This window comes from Halomonas sp. BMC6, assembly GCF_964204995.1.
GTDB lineage: Bacteria > Pseudomonadota > Gammaproteobacteria > Pseudomonadales > Halomonadaceae > Vreelandella.
Window position 1 is genome coordinate 2,348,148 of sequence record NZ_CAXNSH010000001.1, and the last position, 18,044, is coordinate 2,366,191.

The following is an 18,044-nucleotide window of genomic DNA, read 5'->3' on the forward strand; positions in this document are numbered from 1 at the left end:
TATCAGGGAGCAGGCCATGAATGACCTAGCAAGTAGTATAGAAACAAACAGATGCGGTTTTAAGGCAAAAATGCAAAGTGCTAATTATTTGCACTAATGCGATAGGTCCAAGGGGTTTCGGCCAGAATGCCTTTTGCACCCGCCATAGTCATGGCCAGATCGTGAAGCCCCGGCCACAGCGGCACGGCAGAGGCGCCTTTTACCGCTAAATCCAAGCGCTGGGCCATCAGCAATAGTTTGTGCAGCCGCTTCATGGAAAGGCGGCCAATGGCTTTTTGATATGCCGGACGGCGCTTATCGAAAATCATCGGCTTTTGGGTTTTACAGGCGTGTTCAAAGCTTTGACCCTGATCCAGATGCTGATGTAGCGATAGCAGGGTGCGCAGCTCACGCGTCAGCGCCCATAGGACGATCGGCGCTTCCACGCCTTCGCTTTTCAGGCCGTTGACGATCCTAGAGGCACGGCTGGGCTCGCCCTTCAAGCACGCATCCGCCAGATTGAAGACGTCAAAGCGGGTGCTGTCCTCCACGCCTTGGGCAATGTGTTCGACGTTGAGTCGAGTGTTGGCCGGGTAGATCAGCGCTAGCTTCTGTAGCTCTTGATCCGCCGCCAACAGGTTGCCTTCGGTACGCTCACCCAGCAGCCGGGCCGCTTCGAGATCGATCTGCAGGCCGTGATGCGAGGCTCTATCCCGCAGCCAGTAACCAAGGCGTGAGGCATCGACCGGCCACACGGGTACGAACAGGCCGTGTTTATCCAGGGCTTTGAACCAGGCGCTCTTCTGCTGTTTGGCATCCACCTTACCCATGCTGACCAGCAGCAGGTCATCGCTACCGTCCATCATGTCTGCGTACTGCGCGAGCGCTTTAGTGCCTTCCTGCCCCAGCTTCTGGTTACCCAAACGCAGTTCTAACAGCTTGTTGGAGGCAAACAGCGAGAGGTTGCTGGCGGTTTCCAAGAGCCGCCCCCAGGCAAAGTTGGGCTCTACATCCAGTACTTCCCGCTCTTCGATACCCGCTTGTCGGGCGGCGGCGCGTACTGCATCGCAGGCATCGCGATGCTGTAGCGGCTCGTCACCCGCCACGATCACCGCTTTCGGCAGCTTCTTGGCCAGGGCGGCAGGCAGTTGATCGGCAAATACCTTCACCGCAACGCCTCGAGATTGGCCAACCGCTCTACGACGCGCTGGGCGAGCTGGCGGGTCAGTGTCTGCTCCGCTTCCTGGAAAAGGGTTTCCCGATTCAGCAGATCGTCATCGCTGACGCGAATGCGCGTGCTGGTCGCCACCGTGGCATTGTTCAATGCGTAAGCGCTGGTGTCCCGCTGCTGCACCGACAGCGACGTGCTTAGCGTTAGTTCATGCTCACGGCTTGCGCGGCCATCGGTGCCAATGCGCCGCTCCTGCAGTGACGGTGTGCCCAGCGTTACGCGCCACGGCGCGCTGCTCTCAACGTCCGTGCCTAACTGCTGTAAGCGCGTGCGAAGCTGCTGAGCGAGAGCGCTGTTGTCATCGCCCTCTAGCGAGAGCGCGGGCAGGCGTGGCATGGATTCCGAGCCGCGCAGGCGGAACCCACAGCCACTGAGCAGCACTGCCGCTGACGCGGCGATGCTGAGGGTCAAAAAGCGACGGCGATTCATCCACTCACCACGATGTTAACCAGCTTGCCGGGCACCACGATCACCTTACGAACCGTTTTGCCTTCCAAATGGCGCTGGACGTTTTCGTTTTCCATCGCCAGTTGCTCGATGGCGGCTTTGTCGGCGCTGGCCGGGGCTTCCAGGCGGGCGCGCAGTTTACCGTTCACCTGTACCACCAACTCGATGCTGTCGCGGGTCAGGGCGGCTTCGTCTACTTTCGGCCACTGGGCCTCAATGGCGGGCTGCTCATGGCCCAACTGCTGCCACAGGGTGTGGCACAGGTGCGGGGTAATCGGAGCCAGCAGCAGCACACAGGCTTCCAGCGCTTCACGGCTAACCGCGAGGCCCAGTTCAGAGGTATCGTCGAACTTAGCGACCGCGTTAGAAAGCTCCATCACAGCCGCAATGGCGGTGTTGAAGGTGGTGCGGCGACCAATGTCGTCGCTGGCTTTCTTGATGGTTTCGTGAGTTTTGCGACGCAACGCTTTTTGATCGTCGTTGAGTGCATCGACGTTCAGCGTGCCCGGCGTGCCCGCTTCCAGGTGCTCGCTCACCTGACGCCAGATGCGCTTCAGGAAGCGGTGTGCGCCTTCGACGCCGGAATCCGACCACTCCAGCGACTGCTCAGGCGGGGCGGCAAACATCATGAACAGGCGCACGGTGTCGGCACCGAACTTGTCGATCATCGACTGCGGGTCCACGCCGTTGTTCTTCGACTTGGACATCTTCTCGATGCCGCCCATTTCAACGGGCTGGCCGTCGCTCATCAAAATGGCGCTCAGCGGGCGGCCTTTCTCATCGCGCTTCACTTCCACATCGGCGGGGTTGAACCACTCTTTACCGCCGTTATCTTTAATGCGGTAGAAGGTTTCCGCGATCACCATGCCTTGGGTGAGCAGCTGCTGGAACGGCTCGTCGGAATCGACCATGCCGAAATCGCGCAGCAGCTTGTGGAAGAAGCGGGCGTAGAGCAGGTGCAGAATTGCGTGCTCGATACCGCCAATGTAGAGATCCACCGGCAGCCAGTAGTTGGCGCGCTCGTCCAGCATGGCTTCGTGGTTATCCGCACAGCAGAAGCGGGCGAAGTACCAGGAGGACTCCATAAAGGTATCGAAGGTGTCGGTTTCACGCACCCAGCCATCGCCCAGCTCGGAGAACTCCGGCATCTTCTTCAGCGGCGAGCCGGAAGCATCCACGGTGACTTCCATGGGCAGCGCGACGGGCAGCTCGTCATCGGAGAGCGGTACGGTTTGGCCTTCCGGGCCGTACTTCACCGGAATCGGCGCGCCCCAGTAACGCTGGCGGGCAATACCCCAGTCGCGCAGGCGATAGTTGGTTTTCACTTCGCCACGGCCAAGCTCGGCCAGTTTGGCGGCAATGGCATCAAACGCGGCTTGGAATTCCAGGCCATCGAACTCGCCGGAATTAATCAGCGTACCGTGCTCGGTGTAAGCGCCTTCCGAGATATCCGGCGTGTTGCCGTGCTCATCGGCCACTACCGGCTTCAGCTCAACGCCGTACTTGGTGGCAAATTCCCAGTCACGCTGGTCGTGGGCGGGTACGGCCATGACCGCGCCGGTGCCGAACTCCATCAGCACGAAGTTAGCCACGAATACCGGCACTTCTTCACCGCTTAACGGGTGAATGGCCTTATGGCCCGTGGCCATGCCCAGCTTCTCTTTGGTGGCCATTTCCGCTTCAGAGGTGCCGCCTTTGGCGCACTCTTCACAGAACGCCGCCATCTCGCTGCTCTGCTCGGCGGCCTGTTTCGCTAGCGGGTGGCCGGCAGCCACGGCCACGTAGGTCACGCCCATCAGCGTATCCGGGCGGGTGGTGTACACCGCCAGCGGCTCGCAGGCGCTGCCATCGGCGGCTTTAATGTCAAAGCTCAGCTCGACGCCACGGGATTTACCAATCCAGTTGCGCTGCATTGTCTTGACCTGCTCGGGCCACTCGACGTTATCTAAGTCCGCCAGCAGCTCATCGGCGTAGTCGGTAATCTTCAAGAACCATAGCGGGATCTCTTTACGTTCCACCGGCGCGCCGGAACGCCAGCCGCAGCCGTCGATGACCTGTTCGTTGGCGAGGACGGTTTGGTCGACCGGGTCCCAGTTCACCGTGGACATCTTCTTATACACCAAGCCCTTTTCAACCAGCTTGGTGAAGAACCACTGCTCCCAGCGGTAGTAGCTGGTATCGCAGGTGGCGAATTCGCGGCTCCAGTCGTAGGCAAAGCCTAGTGCCTTCAACTGGTTACGCATGTAATCAATGTTTTGATAGGTCCACTTGGCGGGTGGCACCTGGTTTTGAATCGCGGCATTCTCCGCCGGCATCCCGAACGCATCCCAGCCCATTGGCTGCATGACATTTTTACCCTGCATGCGCTGGAAACGTGAGACAACGTCGCCGATAGTGTAATTACGCACGTGGCCCATGTGCAGCTTGCCGCTGGGGTAGGGGAACATGGATAGGCAGTAGAATTTTTCGCGGTTGGCGTCTTCTACGGCTTTAAAGCACTGGTGTTTGTCCCAGTACTGCTGAGCATCACGTTCGATATCACGGGGGCTGTAATGTGCGTCCATCGGTGTTTTCAATGCCTTGGGGTCATTCGCCCAAAAAGGGCGCAAAGTGAATAGTAGATGACGACTGTCAGATAAGTAGCGTCGATTGTATCCTATGCAGGTGTATCCTTGAACGGCTAGCCGATGATAGGCAGCACCTGTGGCGACAAAAGGAGAGGACCCATGGAAAAACATAACGATCACCGCCTTCGCGAAGGCTACGAGCGCCTGTTGGAACGCATGCAAGACGGCGCCAACGAGCTCACCTGGGATAACCTGCAAAAGGATTTGGACGACGCCGTTGCCTTCGAGGCCGAGCTTGAAGAGTACACCAAAGACGAGCTGGCACTACTGCGCGCCTGGGTAGAGCGCGACCTAAAAGATATGCGTTACTACATGGCGGATACCGGCAAGCAGGTCGCCAGTTGGCTAGGCATCGATATTGATCAGCTCTCCCGCCGCGTGGCGGAATCGCTGCTTTCCATTGCCGACCGCAGCGTAGTAGACCGCGAACGCTTCGAAGATGACCTAGAAGCCGCCCGCGCCGACTACTGCGAAGGCGAAATCGCCGCCCCCGGGTTAATGGCCTGCACCCACTGCGATGCCCAAGTGATGCTCAACGAAGTCGCTCGGCTGGAACCTTGCCACCAGTGCGGCCACCGCTACTTCTACCGCTTCCCGAATAAAATCATCGAAACCTGATTGTTAACCTAGCCAAGCGCTCAAGCCTGCAATCGCCCCCAGCGAGAGCAGGCTCATCATCGCCGCATAGGGAAGGTTATCTTTCATCATGCGATAACCGCTCACCCCATAACGCCCCTGTAAGGAAAGGTTAATACCGGAAAGCGGCCCCACGCTGGTGCCCACCGCCCAGGCGCTTAGCGCCACAAAGGCAAACAGCGTTTGCTCGCCACCGCTTAAATCCAAAACAGACGCCAGCACGGAAACACCAATAATTGGGTGCAGCCCCACCAGCGCGCTCAGCGTAATGGCAGCAAAGCTGGCCATGGCCTGCCACGTGCCAAAGCGGGCAAATAGCGTCCACTCATCGCCCGCAGCGGCAGCCACCAGCGTCGAAAGCCCTAATGTTAATAACCCCGCCGCTAAAAACAGCGAGATTTCCCCGCGCATGGCGGGTAGGCGGGTAACGGTGTGCTGGCGAATGCGCCGCTGAGTAAAACGCGGGCCTTCCCGCAGGTTGCTTAACAGCGCCACCCCCGGCAGTAAAAAGGTAATGATACTGACGATAGTGAGCGACGGCGTGATCCAGAAGTGAAACAGCATCACCAACGCCGCCATGCCCGCAGGCATCAGCAGGCTACGGGGCGAAAGCGAAAAGCCATCCACCTCGGTTAAATCAAACCGCCGCCGCAGCTCTAGCGTGGTTAATAGCCCCGAGAGCATGGCGATAGGAAAACCCACCACGGCAATCTGGGCGTACTGCACCGAAGGCACCAGGGCAATTACCACCGCCATAGAAGCAAAGAAGGGCGACCAGAGGGCGGCGCTGCTCAGCCCACGGTTCAGCGCCAATAGCTGCGGTGTGGTTAACGGCGCACGGCGAGCCAACCGGTCGCCCACCATAAACACCGTGGAAAGATTCAAAATCGTGCCGAGGAAATGCACCCCCAGCCAGGTACGCAGCACGCCATCTGCCCCCGTTACCCGTTTACCCGGCGGGCGCTTATTGCCCTGGGTGCCAATCAGCGAAATAAAGCTCACGCCCACCAGCATGGTGGCCACAAACACGTTGCCTTGCAGCATGGCAGGCCAGTTCACCGCCGCGCCATACACCGTTTGCGCCACCACCAGCATCACCACGCCCAGGGCAATCAACACTCCTGCCTGAATGCGCGAACGCTTGGGAATATCCCGCCACAGAAGCGCCACCGCCGCCCACAGCAAATAGCTCACCGCCTGCGCGGTCGGCACCGCCCCGGTAAAGCCCACTATCTGCGCCAAAAGCCCCAGCAGCACCAATACCCCCGCCAAGCGCTGCCGCGTCGTTGTCTCTTGCATCTCAATCCCTTAATGGCTGAGTTAGCAGGCTAATCGGGTTTGCGAGAGAAGGCTAGTAGTAAGAAGTGAAGAGAGAAGTTAGATGACAAGCATGAGCGACAACAGATGTGAGAGATGACAGATGTGAAGGATTGAAGGTGTGGAAGATGACAGGAGTGGTAGAGCGCTTCAACGCGCGATGATAAAGCCTCCCAAACATCGAAAAAGCCACCTACCCCGTAGCGCGGCGTAACGAACGAAGTGAGGCACCCGCGAAGCACCGCAACGCGGTGCCGATTGTGCCACCCAAGGCACGCAAAAATTTTCGCCAGATAGGTGACCTAAGCAGATTTTATGAATAGAGTATGATTCAACAGTTAAAACGAGCGGGCACGATAATAGAGGATATGTAGCCTGAGCCAAGGGAGTTTTATTTAAAATCAATGGGTTAGGTGGTTCTTGGGGCTGTATAACATCAATGACTGTGATCGCTCAGTTATTGGGGTTATGTAGCGAGCTATATAACCACTGTTATGTGGTGTGGGCGTTGCCTCCCAGACTATTCAGTAAAAGTAATGATTTTTTCCCTCTGCGCCCGTTGCAAAAGGATGTGAGCAATGCCGTTTGAACGTAGTTTTATCTTTCTAGACACAAGTGTTTACGTGCAAGAATCATATCGCTTCAGCGGCACATCGCTAGGGAAGCTGGTCGGCATGAGCAGTGACGACGAGTTAAGGCTAATAGTTCCTGAAATCATACAGCACGAAGTTACATATAAGCTTCGAGAGACTGCGGAAGAGCACGCAGCAAAGATCGAGTCTGCATTGGACAGCAACATCATAGGCTTGATTGGCGATAAAGCTAAGAAGTTGGCTGGGATTGACTTTCAGATAGATCAAGAAAAGTTGGTTGAAAGCATCGTGGAAACCTGGGAGAAATTCCGCGTGCGATGCAATTCTGAGTCTGTCCCTCTTGCCAGCATAGACCTCCCTGGGGTGGTGGCATCGTACTTCGATGCTAAACCGCCGTTTGGGAAAGGGCGAAAGCGAAATGAATTCCCTGATGCATTTGCTGTCTCGTCCATGGTTAGTTTTGCGAATGACAACCCCGGCCGCCCTATCTACGTGGTTTCCAGAGACGAAGGGATGTTGGAAGCATTCCGCAACGACTCTCGATTCAGATGTCATAAGGAACTTTCTGAAGTACTTGATGAGTACAATAGACACACTGAAGCACTCTCTCCCGCTGCGCACGCGCTTATGGAGGAGAATGTTGACTGGATTACCGAAGTTATCGTCGATGAACTTCATACGAACCCTAGCTTGTATGCATTAGAGTACCGGGATGACCGAATAAGTGTTCAAGGCATATTTGTAGATGTGTATGAGATGAACTTAGTGGAAATTGGGCTCGACCGGGCAGTCTTCGATGTTGGCCTGGATTATCGCGTAAACGCTGAAGTCACAGATATGGTGCGTGTTGGATACGATGATTACGATTGGGACGTCATTCCTCGCAATTTTGACGGAAGAATTACAGTATATGTGGAAGTCCTAACCAACAGTGATTTCAGTGAGTTGAATGAGATCGCTAGTATTGAGTTCTAGCTGAGATCAACGAAAGCACATAACCAGTGCAGGCACGGCGACGCCCATTACATTGCGCCTTTGGCTCCATTCCACGGGCGCGCATGCTGCAAGCGTTATATTCAAAGAGGATGGGATGATCTGCAAAGGATGTGGTGAAAACAAGAGTTTAATTAAAGCTCATGCGATACCAGAAGCATTTTTCAGGGGATTGCGTGATGGTAAAGATCCTCCGCGCTTACTAACTGATGCAGCGGGAAAATTTCCCAAGAAAGCACCTATTGGCGTTTATGATAAGACAATTCTTTGCAGAGAGTGTGAGGATAAGTTTCAGGTGGTCGATGATTATGCACAAAGCATTTTCCTTAGAAAAGAATGCGGTCATGTTGAGCTAAAATGGTATGGGAGGGTTGTTGGGTATCGCGTTGATGATGTTGACTATCGACTTCTTAAGCGATTCTTCCTTAGTGTTCTTTGGCGGGCATCAGTTTCCAGCCAAGAGTTTTATTCTAAGGTAAGTCTGGGGCCATATGAAAGTGACCTCAAAGAACTTATTTGGCGTGATGAATGTGGGGGCAAAAATCAGTATTCTTTCGTTGTTTCGAAGTTCACGGATACTACGATTGGAAGAACAATCCTCGACCCACACAGAGAAAGATGGCATGGTGTCAATTACTATCGCCTTTACCTATACGGATATGTGGTCTATATAAAAGTTGATAAGCAGAAATCGCCAGAAATATTAAGAAACTTTGAAATGCATGCCGATGGACCTCTTTTTGTAGTTGGTAGAGATATACGCAATTCATCTGAGTACTCAGTAATGGTTTCAGTTGCTCATAAATCAGCCAAATGAATATAACCAGGCCAAGCACAGCGACAACTTTTTCGTTGCGGCTTCGCCTTCACTACAAAGCTACGCGTGTTGGCAAAGTTAAAAGGAATCAAGAATGGATATATTCCTCTTGAGACACGCAGAAACAGAAACGAACCGCGATGGTGCGTTGGCAACAGGAAGCGGTGACGCGCTCACACAGCATGGCCACTATCAGGCACAAAGCATCATAGGATGTCTCTTGGAATTGGAGATCGAGTACATTCTGTGCTCTCCGTATCCGAGAGCCCTGCAAACCATTCAACCTTTTGCTGAGGTTGCCAAAATAGAGATTGAGATTCACTCTTGTTTAGCTGAGGGGCAGTTAGTGTTGACTGAGACTCCCGCCCGAGAGGAGCCTAAGTATTTCCGTCACGTATCGGGTCATGACTACCCCCATGAAAATGAGTCACCAGGGGCATTCATGGAGCGTGTGGTACAGGCAAAAAAGCTAATCTACACCCAGCCTCATTCCAGGATATTGGTGGTAACGCACGGGCACATGCTTCGCGAATTATTAAACTGCATGCTGGCTTTGCCCCATAAAACACGGTTTCCGCACGATAATTGTGGGCTGAGTCATGTATCGGTAGGCGACGTAAATATGGTCAGCTATATCAATCGACCAATTTCTTCTAGCTAACGACTTTTGGCGTCCGCCTTTCCAGCGCTGAGCGCCCACTAGCTTTGTGGTCCGCGGGGTTGCTAAGCGTTCAACAGTAGTTACTAGTGCTCTTGACCACGTCGTACTGAACCATCTTTACCATGGATAATGTCTTGGTGGCGCGGCCTCGCGGGTGCCTCGCTAATCGCTCGTTACCACGCGCTACAAGGGTATTGACCTGGGTGGTGGGTATCACCGTCGCGATCTGATGCCGCCCAATCACGCGCTTTCTCCCAACATCTCAACGATCGTTTGTCTCAGCCAGTTGTGCCCGGCATCGCTTTCCCGCCGTGAGTGCCAAACCATCTCGTAGGCAAACGGGTCAATGGCAAAGGGCGGGGCGAAAAGCTGCAGCGGTGAGTCCTTCGGCAATATATCGAAGCTGCGCCGTGCTGCCGTCACTATCAAATCAGTGTTGGCCACTAGACTGCTAGCGATGCCCCAGTGGGGCAGGGTCATCGCTATCCGGCGGCTAACGCCTTCGCGCTGCAGGGCGTGTTCTATCTCACCGGCTTCGTTGCTGTGCAGGGCGACCAGGACATGTGGCCGCGAGAGCCAAGCGTCTTTATCCAGGCTGCCAGTATTGGGCAGGGTGTGTTTATCCGCCGCACTCACGAAGTGCTCGATGAAAAGCGTATGGGTGCGTAATTCACCGGTAATCGGCGATGGGAACACCCCAAAGGCTAGGTCGATCTCCCCATCCTGCACGCCTGCCAGCATCGAGGCGCGGCTGCCTTGCGTGACTTGAAGATCGATCCCCGGAGCGCAGGTACGCAGGCGCTTTACCAGCCCCGGCAGGATGACCCGAGAGCCATAGTCCGACATGGCGAGCCTAAATAGCCGCTTCGTCCGAGCGGGATCGAAGGCGGGCTGGTCAAGCAGCGTGCCTACCTGATGCAGTGCTTCCGTCAATGCCGGTAGTAGCTCGCTGGCGCGGGAAGTGAGTTCCAGTTTGCCTGCTCGTCGCACCAGCAACGGGTCGTCAAAAATAGTGCGCAAATGAGCGAGTGCATGGCTGACGGCGGGCTGGCTTTTATGTAAGCGCCGTGCCGCTCGCGAGACGTGCTTTTCGGTCAGTAGTGCGTGCAGAGTGACCAGCAGATTGAGATCGATGCGTCTTAAATTATTCATAATTTGAATAATGAAAAATAAAAAATGGAATTTCAATTAATGAAATGAATTGTACAAGATAAAAGACCCTTTCAGACGCATCAGGAGCTTGTCATGAATTCATCTCTCACCGTGGTAGGGTTGGCGGCAGTGGCAGTCGTCGTAGGCGCTTTGGTGCCATTTCAAGCCGGTAGTAACGCGGAATTAGGCCGAGCGCTAGGCCATCCTCTTTGGGCAACGCTGGTCTCTCTGGTGGTCAGTATTCTTGTCGTCATCCCCATCGCACTGGCGATGCAGGCAGCGCCTCCCGTTTTCGGCGCTGCTAGGCACTTGCCCGCCTGGGCATGGCTGGGCGGCGTCGCAGGCGCTATCTACGTATCGTCGGCGCTAATATTGGTGCCGCGGGTGGGGGCCACGAGCTTTATGGTGTGTGTGATTGCAGGGCAGTTGATCGCATCGCTGCTGTTGGATTACCACGGTTGGATGAACTTACCTGTTAGAGAGGTCAGCGTGGGGCGTGTGTTGGGCGTGGTGATGGTAATAGTGGGCATGGTGACGGTGCTGTGGTTCTCATCCACGACCAAGCCAGCTCAACACGATGCTGATCAGGTCGTATCACGCACCGCCCATTCATGAAGGCACAAGGTTTTTCGATGAATCTGCACGGTTCAACGTCGCTCGAACGGTAAGTGGACGTAGTGTAAGTTTGGTTATGCTCTTCAAGCGAACCATCATCTTTCTTTCAGGAGCCTATGGATAATCGATATATCGTCATATTCGATGGTGTCTGCAACTTCTGTAATGGAGCAGTGAATTTCATCATCAATAGAGACCCAGAGGGAATCTTTGCATTCACCCCGATGCAGAGCGAGTTGGCGCAGGAACTCACGCAGCGCTTCAACATGCCCGATGTGGGCATGGACACCTTGGTGCTTATCAAGGCTGGTAAGTGTTACGTGCTTTCAGAGGCGGCCCTTGAGATCGCCAAAGAGCTAAAAGGGCCGTGGCGGCTCTGTTATGCATTCAAGGTTGTGCCCAGGCCGATTAGAGACGCGGCTTATAAATTATTCGCTCGGAATCGCTATAGGCTTTTTGGTAAGAAAGAGGCTTGTATGGTGCCGACAGTAGAGGTGAAGTCGCGGTTTGTGGGTATCGACACTTAGCCTTTATGCGGGTATTTGTTTCAACCAGAGGTTGGTGGGGGGGTAAGCGCGTGCATGTTATTTATTGAGGTGGCGCGGCCTCGCGGGTGCCTCGCTGATCGCTCGTTACCACGCGCTACAATTTCATTCTTTGCCTACTCGCGTCAGTAGGGTTCTTTGTCTATGGCACTAACACCATAAGGAAACGTTAATCCATGCTCACCGCCATTGTTCTTGGTGCCACTGGCGCTATCGGCCAGCAGCTCGTTACTCAGCTTACCCAGAGGGGTGAGATGGAAAGCGTTATCGTGATTACTCGCCGTGAGCTGGATCTTACCCGTGAATTTCCCAACGCTATCGTTTCCAAAATACAGCCAGCGCTGCTTGATTTCGACCAGTTAGAAGCCCAAGCCGCCGAGTGTATGCCCGCAGGTGCCGTAGCCTTCGTGGCGCTGGGCACCACGAAAAAGCAGGCGGGGAGTAAAGCGGCGTTTCGCCGTGTGGATCATGGCTTAGTGCTGGCGTTTGCGCGGGCGTGTAAAACGGCGGGCGTTAGCAGGTTAGGTGTGGTGACGGCGCACGGGGCGAATGCGCGCTCTTCGGTGTTTTATAACCGTGTGAAAGGCGAGGTGGAGCGGAATGTTCAGTCGCTGGGGTTGCCCTGCGTGTTTTTTGCTCGGCCTTCGCTGTTATTGGGGCGGCCAGAGGATGGGCGGTTGGCGGAGAAGTGGGCGAGTGTATTGCTGGCCCCGGCGTCACGTTGGTTGCCGCGCTCGGTACGGCCGATCGAGGTGCGCGTCGTGGCGGCGGAAATGGTCGACGCGGCGTTGGGCCCAGCCGATGGCCGCGCGTCGTTCGTGCTCTCGAATGCGGCCATGCACCAGAGTGAAAGCCCCCAGCGTTAATGCGTGTGGGCGGGTTGGCGGCTGTGCTCCAGCTCTTCGATCATCTTGCGCGCGGCGTTGGAGAGCGTTCGGTTGGTGTGCACCAGATAGCCGAGCGGGCGATGAATGGGCGCGGTATCCACGGGTAGCTCTACCAGCTCGCTGTCGATCATCCTTTCCGGCAGCAGGCTCCAGCCGAGCCCTACGCCGCACATCATCTTGAGTGTTTCTAAGTAGTTGGTCGACATGCTCACGGGCAAGGTGAGGCCTGCTTCCTCAAAGCGTTGGCCAATCAGCGTGCGAGTGAAGGTTTTGGCCCCCGGCAATATGCAGTTTACCTCACACAGTTCTGCCAAGCTGAGAGGCCTGCCGTTGTTGCGACTGCGGTCGGCGAGTGGATGGTCGCTGGCGCAGACGAAGCATAGTCGGTCACGCCATAGCTCCACGACCTGAAGCTGTTCAACGGGGTGGGGAGCCAGGGTGACGATGGCCATTTCCAGCGTGCCATCCATCACGCCCTGGTAAGCCAGTTCGGAATCCAGGAAATGCAGATCCAGCGCCACTTCGGGATGGCGCTGGGTGTACTGCTTCAGTAGCGGCGGCAGGCGGTGCAGGCCAATGTGGTGGCTGGTGGCGAGCGTCAGTTTGCCGCCCACTTGGCCAGAGAGATTCGCCAGCGCCCGGCGGCTATCTTCTACGGTAAACAGGATGCGCTGGGCCTTGGGCAGCAGCACGTTGCCCGCTTCGGTGAGCGCGATGCGCCGTCCAATGCGGTCGAAAAGCCGAGTGCCGAGCAGGTCTTCCAGCGTGGCAATGCGCTTGCTGACCGCAGGCTGAGTGAGGTGGAGCTGTTCGGCGGCGCGGGAGAAGCTCTGGGTCTCCGCCACGGCGAGAAAGGCTTGCAGGCTTTGGGTATCCACGGCGGCTCCTGGTCATCTATTCCTGTTTGGAATCTAAACTATGAATAACATGAATTGCTTTTATGCGCGAGTCGCGTAACACTCCTGACATGCCATAGAAGCAGCACGCAGAGGCTGCCAATACGAACTAGCAGGGCACCGCCCAGGAGAGCCACATGTCAGGCCAAACGCTTTACGACAAACTCTGGAACCAGCATTTGGTGAAGCAGCGCGACGACGGTACCGCGCTGATCTACATCGACCGCCAACTGCTCCACGAAGTCACTTCGCCGCAAGCGTTCGAAGGCCTACGTTTGGCCAACCGAAAGCCCTGGCGCTTGGATGCCAACCTGGCCACGCCGGACCACAACGTGCCCACCACGGTGAAAGAGCGCGCTGAAGGCAACAGCGGTATCAAAGATCCGGTCTCGCTCATTCAGGTGCAAACCCTGGACGATAACTGCGTCGAGTACGGCATCGAAGAGTTCAAGATCAACGACCCGCGCCAGGGCATCGTGCACGTGGTGGGTCCTGAGCAGGGCGCCACACTGCCGGGCATGACCGTGGTATGCGGTGACTCCCACACCGCTACCCACGGCGCCTTTGGCGCGCTGGCCCACGGTATCGGCACGTCGGAAGTCGAGCACGTCTTGGCAACTCAGTGCCTGCTGGCGCAGAAAATGAAGAACATGCAGGTGCGCGTCGAAGGCGAGCTGGGCCTGGGCGTCACCGCAAAAGACGTCGTGTTGGCGATCATCGGTAAGATCGGCACCGCTGGTGGCACAGGCTACGCTATCGAGTTTGCGGGCAGCGCCATCGAGTCGCTCTCCATGGAAGGCCGTATGACCGTGTGCAACATGGCGATTGAAGCGGGTGCTCGCGTGGGCCTGATTGCCGTGGATGACACCACTATCGACTACCTCGCCAAACGCCCCTTCGCGCCCACCGCAGAGCAGTGGGAAGCCGCCGTGGCCGATTGGCGCAACCTGGTATCGGATGCGGACGCCCACTTCGATAAAGTGGTGACGCTGAAAGCCGAAGAGATCGAACCGCAGGTGAGCTGGGGCACCAGCCCGGAAATGGTCACCGGTATTTCAGGCCAAGTGCCCGACCCCAAAGCCGCCCTGGATGAAACCGTGCAGCGCAGCCATGCCCGCGCGTTGGAGTACATGGGCCTGCAGGCGAACCAGAAGATCACCGATATCAAACTGGATAAAGTCTTTATCGGCTCCTGCACCAACTCGCGCATCGAAGACCTGCGCGAAGCTGCCAAAGTGGCGAAGGGCAACAAAGTGGCCGACTCCATCAAGCTGGCCATGGTCGTACCGGGCTCTGGCTTGGTGAAGCGCCAAGCGGAAGCGGAAGGCCTGGACAAAATCTTCATTGAAGCGGGCTTTGAGTGGCGCGAGCCGGGCTGCTCCATGTGCTTGGCCATGAACGCCGATAAGTTGGGCGCGGGCGAGCACTGTGCGTCCACCTCCAACCGTAACTTCGAAGGGCGCCAGGGCTATGGCGGTCGCACTCACTTGGTGAGTCCTGCCATGGCAGCGGCCGCCGCCATTGCCGGTCACTTCGTCGACGTACGCACCTTACCCGCTAACGACGCCACCCACGCGCAGGAGGCCTAAGCCATGAAAAAGTTCGAACGTTTTGAAGGCGTGGTCGCGCCGCTGGATCGCGCTAATGTCGATACCGACTTGATCATTCCCAAGCAGTTTTTGAAGTCCATCAAGCGCACGGGCTTTGGCGTCAACCTGTTTGACGAGCTGCGCTACCTGGATGAAGGCCAGCCGGGGCAAGACTGCTCGAAGCGCCCGCTGAATCCGGATTTCGTCTTGAACCAGCCGCGCTACCAGGGCGCTGAGGTACTGCTGGCGCGCCGTAACTTCGGTTGTGGTAGTTCCCGCGAGCACGCCCCTTGGGCGTTGGAAGATTTCGGCTTCAAAGTAGTGATTGCCCCCAGCTTTGCCGATATCTTCTACAACAACGCGTTCAAGAACGGCATTTTGCTGATCACTCTGGCGGAAGAAGAAGTAGATCGCCTGTTTGCTGAAGTAGAAGCTAACGAAGGCTACCAGCTCGACGTGGATCTTGAGCACCAGCGGGTGATTACGCCCAGTGGCGAGATTCTTGAGTTCGACGTGGACGCATTCCGCAAGCACTGTCTGCTCAACGGCTTGGACGATATTGGCATCACTCTGCAAGACGAAGACGCCATTCGCAGCTTCGAAGAGCAGCATCGCCAGCAGCGCCCGTGGCTGTTCCGCCAGCCTGCGTAGCGTTGGCTCACTGAGTAGTGGGCCATAAGTGCCTAAATTATAAGTGCTAAGGATTAAGCATGACTCATAAAGTGTTACTGCTGCCCGGTGATGGTATCGGCCCCGAAATCGCGGCCCAGGCAGCGCGTTTGTTGAAAGCCTGCCAAGAAGCGGGCTTGGATATTGAAGTCGAAGAGGGCTTGGTGGGCGGCTCCGCCTACGATGTTCACGGGGAGCCGCTGCCCGCTGAAACCCTGGAAAAAGCCAAAGCCGCCAGTGCCATTCTGCTCGGCGCAGTGGGTGGCCCCAAGTGGGATAAACTCGAAGATCTTTCCAAGCGCCCGGAAAAAGGCCTGCTGGGGCTGCGTAAGAACCTTGGCCTGTTCGGCAACCTTCGCCCGGCCATGCTCTACCCGCAGCTAGCCAGCGCTTCCAGCCTAAAGCCGGAACTGGTGGCGGGCCTGGATATCATGATCGTACGGGAACTGACCGGCGGTATCTATTTCGGTCAGCCGCGCGGTATCGAAGAGCGTAACGGGGAGCGTGTTGGCTTCAACACCTATGTCTACTCCGAAAGCGAAATCGAGCGCATTGGCCGAGTCGCGTTCGAGATGGCTCAGAAGCGTGGCAAAAAGCTCTGCTCGGTGGATAAAGCCAACGTACTGGAAGTCACCATTCTGTGGCGTGAAGTGATGGAGCGCTTAGCGCCGGAGTACCCGGACGTCGAGCTTTCCCACATGTACGTGGACAACGCCGCCATGCAGCTGGTGCGCGCACCGAAGCAGTTCGATGTGGTGGTGACCGGCAATATGTTTGGCGACATTCTCTCTGACGCTGCCGCCATGCTCACCGGCTCCATCGGGATGCTGCCGTCTGCCTCGCTCAACGAGAGCGGGCAGGGCATGTACGAACCCTGCCACGGCAGCGCGCCGGATATTGCGGGCCAGAACATCGCGAACCCGCTGGCGATGATGCTCTCCGTGGCGATGATGCTGCGCTACTCCCTCAACGAAACGGCGATGGCCGAGCGTATCGAAGCCGCCGTAGGCAGTGTGCTGGACGACGGCCTGCGCACCGCCGATATCGCCTCTGAAGGCACGCGCCGTGTGTCCACGGTGGAGATGGGCGATGCGGTACTCGCCGCCTTTGTACGCGGTGAGTAACAAAGAAAGCTTGCTAACTAATTGATTCGCCTCAATGCTTGTTTGAACAGCACATGTCGGCTGCCCTCAGGGGTGGCCGACGTCGTGTCTGATATGTGTGTATAATATAGGTCTCATTCTTAGTTGGAGGACTTCACATGTTGAAAGTCGGTTTCGTGGGATGGCGTGGCATGGTTGGCTCGGTGCTGATGCAGCGCATGCAGGAAGAGGGTGATTTCAACGGCATCGAGCCGATCTTTTTCACCACTTCTCAAGTCGGCCAGCCGGGCCCCGACATCGGCGTGGACGTGCCTCCGCTGAAAGATGCGTTTGCGCTAGACGACTTGAAAGCCCTGGACGTCATCGTGACCTGCCAAGGCGGCGACTACACCAAGAAAGTCTACGGCGACCTGCGTAACGACGGCTGGAAAGGCTACTGGATCGATGCCGCCAGCACCCTGCGCATGGAAGATGAGGCCACCATCGTCCTCGATCCGGTGAACCGTAAGGTGATCGACGCGCAGCTTGCCAAAGGCGCGAAAACATTTGTGGGCGGCAACTGCACCGTTAGCCTGATGTTGATGGGGTTGGGCGGCCTGTTCGAAGCCGATATGGTCGAGTGGATGACCTCCATGACGTATCAGGCAGCGTCGGGCTCCGGTGCCAAGCACATGCGCGAGCTGCTCAACCAGATGGGCCAACTGCGTGACAGCGTGTCCAGCGAACTGGCCGACCCGGCGAGCGCGATTCTGGACATCGACCGCAAAGTGACGGCGGCCATGCGCGGTGGCGACTTCCCCACCGATAACTTCGCCGCGCCACTGGCTGGCAGCCTGCTTCCGTGGATCGACACCAAACTGGATAACGGCCAAAGCCGCGAAGAGTGGAAAGGTAGCGTCGAAACCAACAAGATTCTGGGTCTCGAAAACAACCCGATCCCCATCGATGGCCTTTGCGTGCGTATCGGTGCCATGCGCTCGCACAGCCAGGCGTTCACCATCAAGCTGAAGCAAGACGTGCCGCTGGATGAGATCGAAGAGCGCATCGCCAAGCATAACGAGTGGGTCAAACTCATCCCCAACGAGAAAGACGCCACCATTGCGGGTCTAACGCCTGCAGCCGCCACGGGCACGCTGCAAGTGCCGGTAGGCCGCCTCCGCAAGCTGAAAATGGGCGGTGAATACCTTTCAGCGTTCAGCGTGGGTGACCAGCTGCTGTGGGGTGCCGCTGAGCCGCTCAAGCGCATGCTGAAAATTCTGCGCGAGCAGTAAGTCGTCGCGCCATCGG

Annotated in this window: 17 protein-coding genes; 11 read left to right on the forward strand and 6 right to left on the reverse strand. The window is 56.6% G+C overall.

From position 1 onward, the window contains the following. Nucleotides 1-80 precede the first annotated feature (80 nt). The 3 genes from holA to leuS are packed head-to-tail and all read right to left on the reverse strand — an operon-like array spanning nucleotide 81 to nucleotide 4,221. A complete protein-coding gene (holA, locus tag AB6K10_RS11250) occupies nucleotides 81-1,148 on the reverse strand; it encodes a DNA polymerase III subunit delta (protein ID WP_159341931.1) in 1,068 nt (355 codons plus the stop codon). Beyond that, entirely contained in the window at nucleotides 1,145-1,639 is a 495-nt protein-coding gene (locus tag AB6K10_RS11255; RefSeq protein ID WP_339118748.1) for a hypothetical protein, read from the reverse strand. The genes holA and AB6K10_RS11255 overlap by 4 nt, the downstream gene beginning before the upstream one ends. Next, complete coding sequence (leuS, locus tag AB6K10_RS11260; protein ID WP_339118749.1) at nucleotides 1,636-4,221, reverse strand: leucine--tRNA ligase; 2,586 nt, start codon at nucleotides 4,219-4,221, stop codon at nucleotides 1,636-1,638. Before leuS ends, AB6K10_RS11255 begins: the two co-directional genes overlap by 4 nt. Nucleotides 4,222-4,383: 162 nt before the next feature. Here leuS and AB6K10_RS11265 point away from each other — a divergent pair, with 162 nt between their 5' ends. Continuing rightward, entirely contained in the window at nucleotides 4,384-4,902 is a 519-nt protein-coding gene (locus tag AB6K10_RS11265; protein WP_339118750.1) for a zinc ribbon-containing protein, read from the forward strand. Nucleotides 4,903-4,905: 3 nt separating this feature from the next. On the opposite strand, the gene AB6K10_RS11270 is transcribed toward AB6K10_RS11265, so the two are convergent. Beyond that, nucleotides 4,906-6,219, reverse strand: a complete 1,314-nt coding sequence (locus tag AB6K10_RS11270) for a hypothetical protein (protein ID WP_339118751.1) — start codon at nucleotides 6,217-6,219, stop codon at nucleotides 4,906-4,908. Nucleotides 6,220-6,815: 596 nt separating this feature from the next. On the opposite strand from AB6K10_RS11270, the gene AB6K10_RS11275 reads away from it, so the two are divergent. The 3 genes from AB6K10_RS11275 to AB6K10_RS11285 all read left to right on the forward strand — a co-directional run bounded on the left by AB6K10_RS11275 (nucleotide 6,816) and on the right by AB6K10_RS11285 (nucleotide 9,301). Beyond that, entirely contained in the window at nucleotides 6,816-7,805 is a 990-nt protein-coding gene (locus tag AB6K10_RS11275; RefSeq protein WP_339118752.1) for a PIN domain-containing protein, read from the forward strand. Nucleotides 7,806-7,920: 115 nt separating this feature from the next. Then, nucleotides 7,921-8,640 (forward strand): hypothetical protein, encoded by a 720-nt coding sequence (locus AB6K10_RS11280; protein ID WP_339118753.1) that lies wholly within the window; start codon nucleotides 7,921-7,923, stop codon nucleotides 8,638-8,640. 94 nt (nucleotides 8,641-8,734) lie between these two features. Next, a complete protein-coding gene (locus tag AB6K10_RS11285) occupies nucleotides 8,735-9,301 on the forward strand; it encodes a histidine phosphatase family protein (RefSeq protein WP_339118754.1) in 567 nt (188 codons plus the stop codon). Between the two features lie 240 nt (nucleotides 9,302-9,541). Here the strand turns inward: AB6K10_RS11285 and AB6K10_RS11290 are convergent, their stop codons facing one another. Then, nucleotides 9,542-10,453, reverse strand: coding sequence for a LysR family transcriptional regulator (locus AB6K10_RS11290; RefSeq protein WP_339118755.1), 912 nt, complete (start codon nucleotides 10,451-10,453; stop codon nucleotides 9,542-9,544). 93 nt (nucleotides 10,454-10,546) lie between these two features. On the opposite strand from AB6K10_RS11290, the gene AB6K10_RS11295 reads away from it, so the two are divergent. The 3 genes from AB6K10_RS11295 (at nucleotide 10,547) to AB6K10_RS11305 (ending at nucleotide 12,479) form a co-directional block, all read left to right on the forward strand. Next, complete coding sequence (locus AB6K10_RS11295) at nucleotides 10,547-11,068, forward strand: DMT family transporter (protein WP_339118756.1); 522 nt, start codon at nucleotides 10,547-10,549, stop codon at nucleotides 11,066-11,068. Between the two features lie 116 nt (nucleotides 11,069-11,184). Continuing rightward, the gene (locus AB6K10_RS11300) at nucleotides 11,185-11,595 is read left to right on the forward strand and encodes a thiol-disulfide oxidoreductase DCC family protein (RefSeq protein WP_339118757.1); all 411 of its coding nucleotides are present in this window, start codon (nucleotides 11,185-11,187) and stop codon (nucleotides 11,593-11,595) included. 194 nt (nucleotides 11,596-11,789) lie between these two features. Beyond that, nucleotides 11,790-12,479, forward strand: a complete 690-nt coding sequence (locus AB6K10_RS11305) for an NAD(P)H-binding protein (RefSeq protein WP_339118758.1) — start codon at nucleotides 11,790-11,792, stop codon at nucleotides 12,477-12,479. On the opposite strand, the gene AB6K10_RS11310 is transcribed toward AB6K10_RS11305, so the two are convergent. Further along, the gene (locus AB6K10_RS11310; RefSeq protein WP_339118759.1) at nucleotides 12,476-13,378 is read right to left on the reverse strand and encodes a LysR family transcriptional regulator; all 903 of its coding nucleotides are present in this window, start codon (nucleotides 13,376-13,378) and stop codon (nucleotides 12,476-12,478) included. The two genes, AB6K10_RS11305 and AB6K10_RS11310, sit on opposite strands and share 4 nt — an antisense overlap. A gap of 155 nt (nucleotides 13,379-13,533) precedes the next feature. On the opposite strand from AB6K10_RS11310, the gene leuC reads away from it, so the two are divergent. From leuC to asd, 4 genes are all read left to right on the forward strand, one after another. Then, the gene (leuC, locus tag AB6K10_RS11315) at nucleotides 13,534-14,985 is read left to right on the forward strand and encodes a 3-isopropylmalate dehydratase large subunit (RefSeq protein WP_159341943.1); all 1,452 of its coding nucleotides are present in this window, start codon (nucleotides 13,534-13,536) and stop codon (nucleotides 14,983-14,985) included. Between the two features lie 3 nt (nucleotides 14,986-14,988). Then, the gene (gene leuD, locus AB6K10_RS11320) at nucleotides 14,989-15,636 is read left to right on the forward strand and encodes a 3-isopropylmalate dehydratase small subunit (RefSeq protein ID WP_159341944.1); all 648 of its coding nucleotides are present in this window, start codon (nucleotides 14,989-14,991) and stop codon (nucleotides 15,634-15,636) included. A gap of 59 nt (nucleotides 15,637-15,695) precedes the next feature. Continuing rightward, the gene (gene leuB, locus AB6K10_RS11325; protein WP_253018842.1) at nucleotides 15,696-16,778 is read left to right on the forward strand and encodes a 3-isopropylmalate dehydrogenase; all 1,083 of its coding nucleotides are present in this window, start codon (nucleotides 15,696-15,698) and stop codon (nucleotides 16,776-16,778) included. A 137-nt stretch (nucleotides 16,779-16,915) separates the two neighbouring features. Next, entirely contained in the window at nucleotides 16,916-18,028 is a 1,113-nt protein-coding gene (gene asd / locus AB6K10_RS11330) for an aspartate-semialdehyde dehydrogenase (RefSeq protein WP_159341946.1), read from the forward strand. The last annotated feature ends 16 nt before the right edge of the window (nucleotides 18,029-18,044 follow it).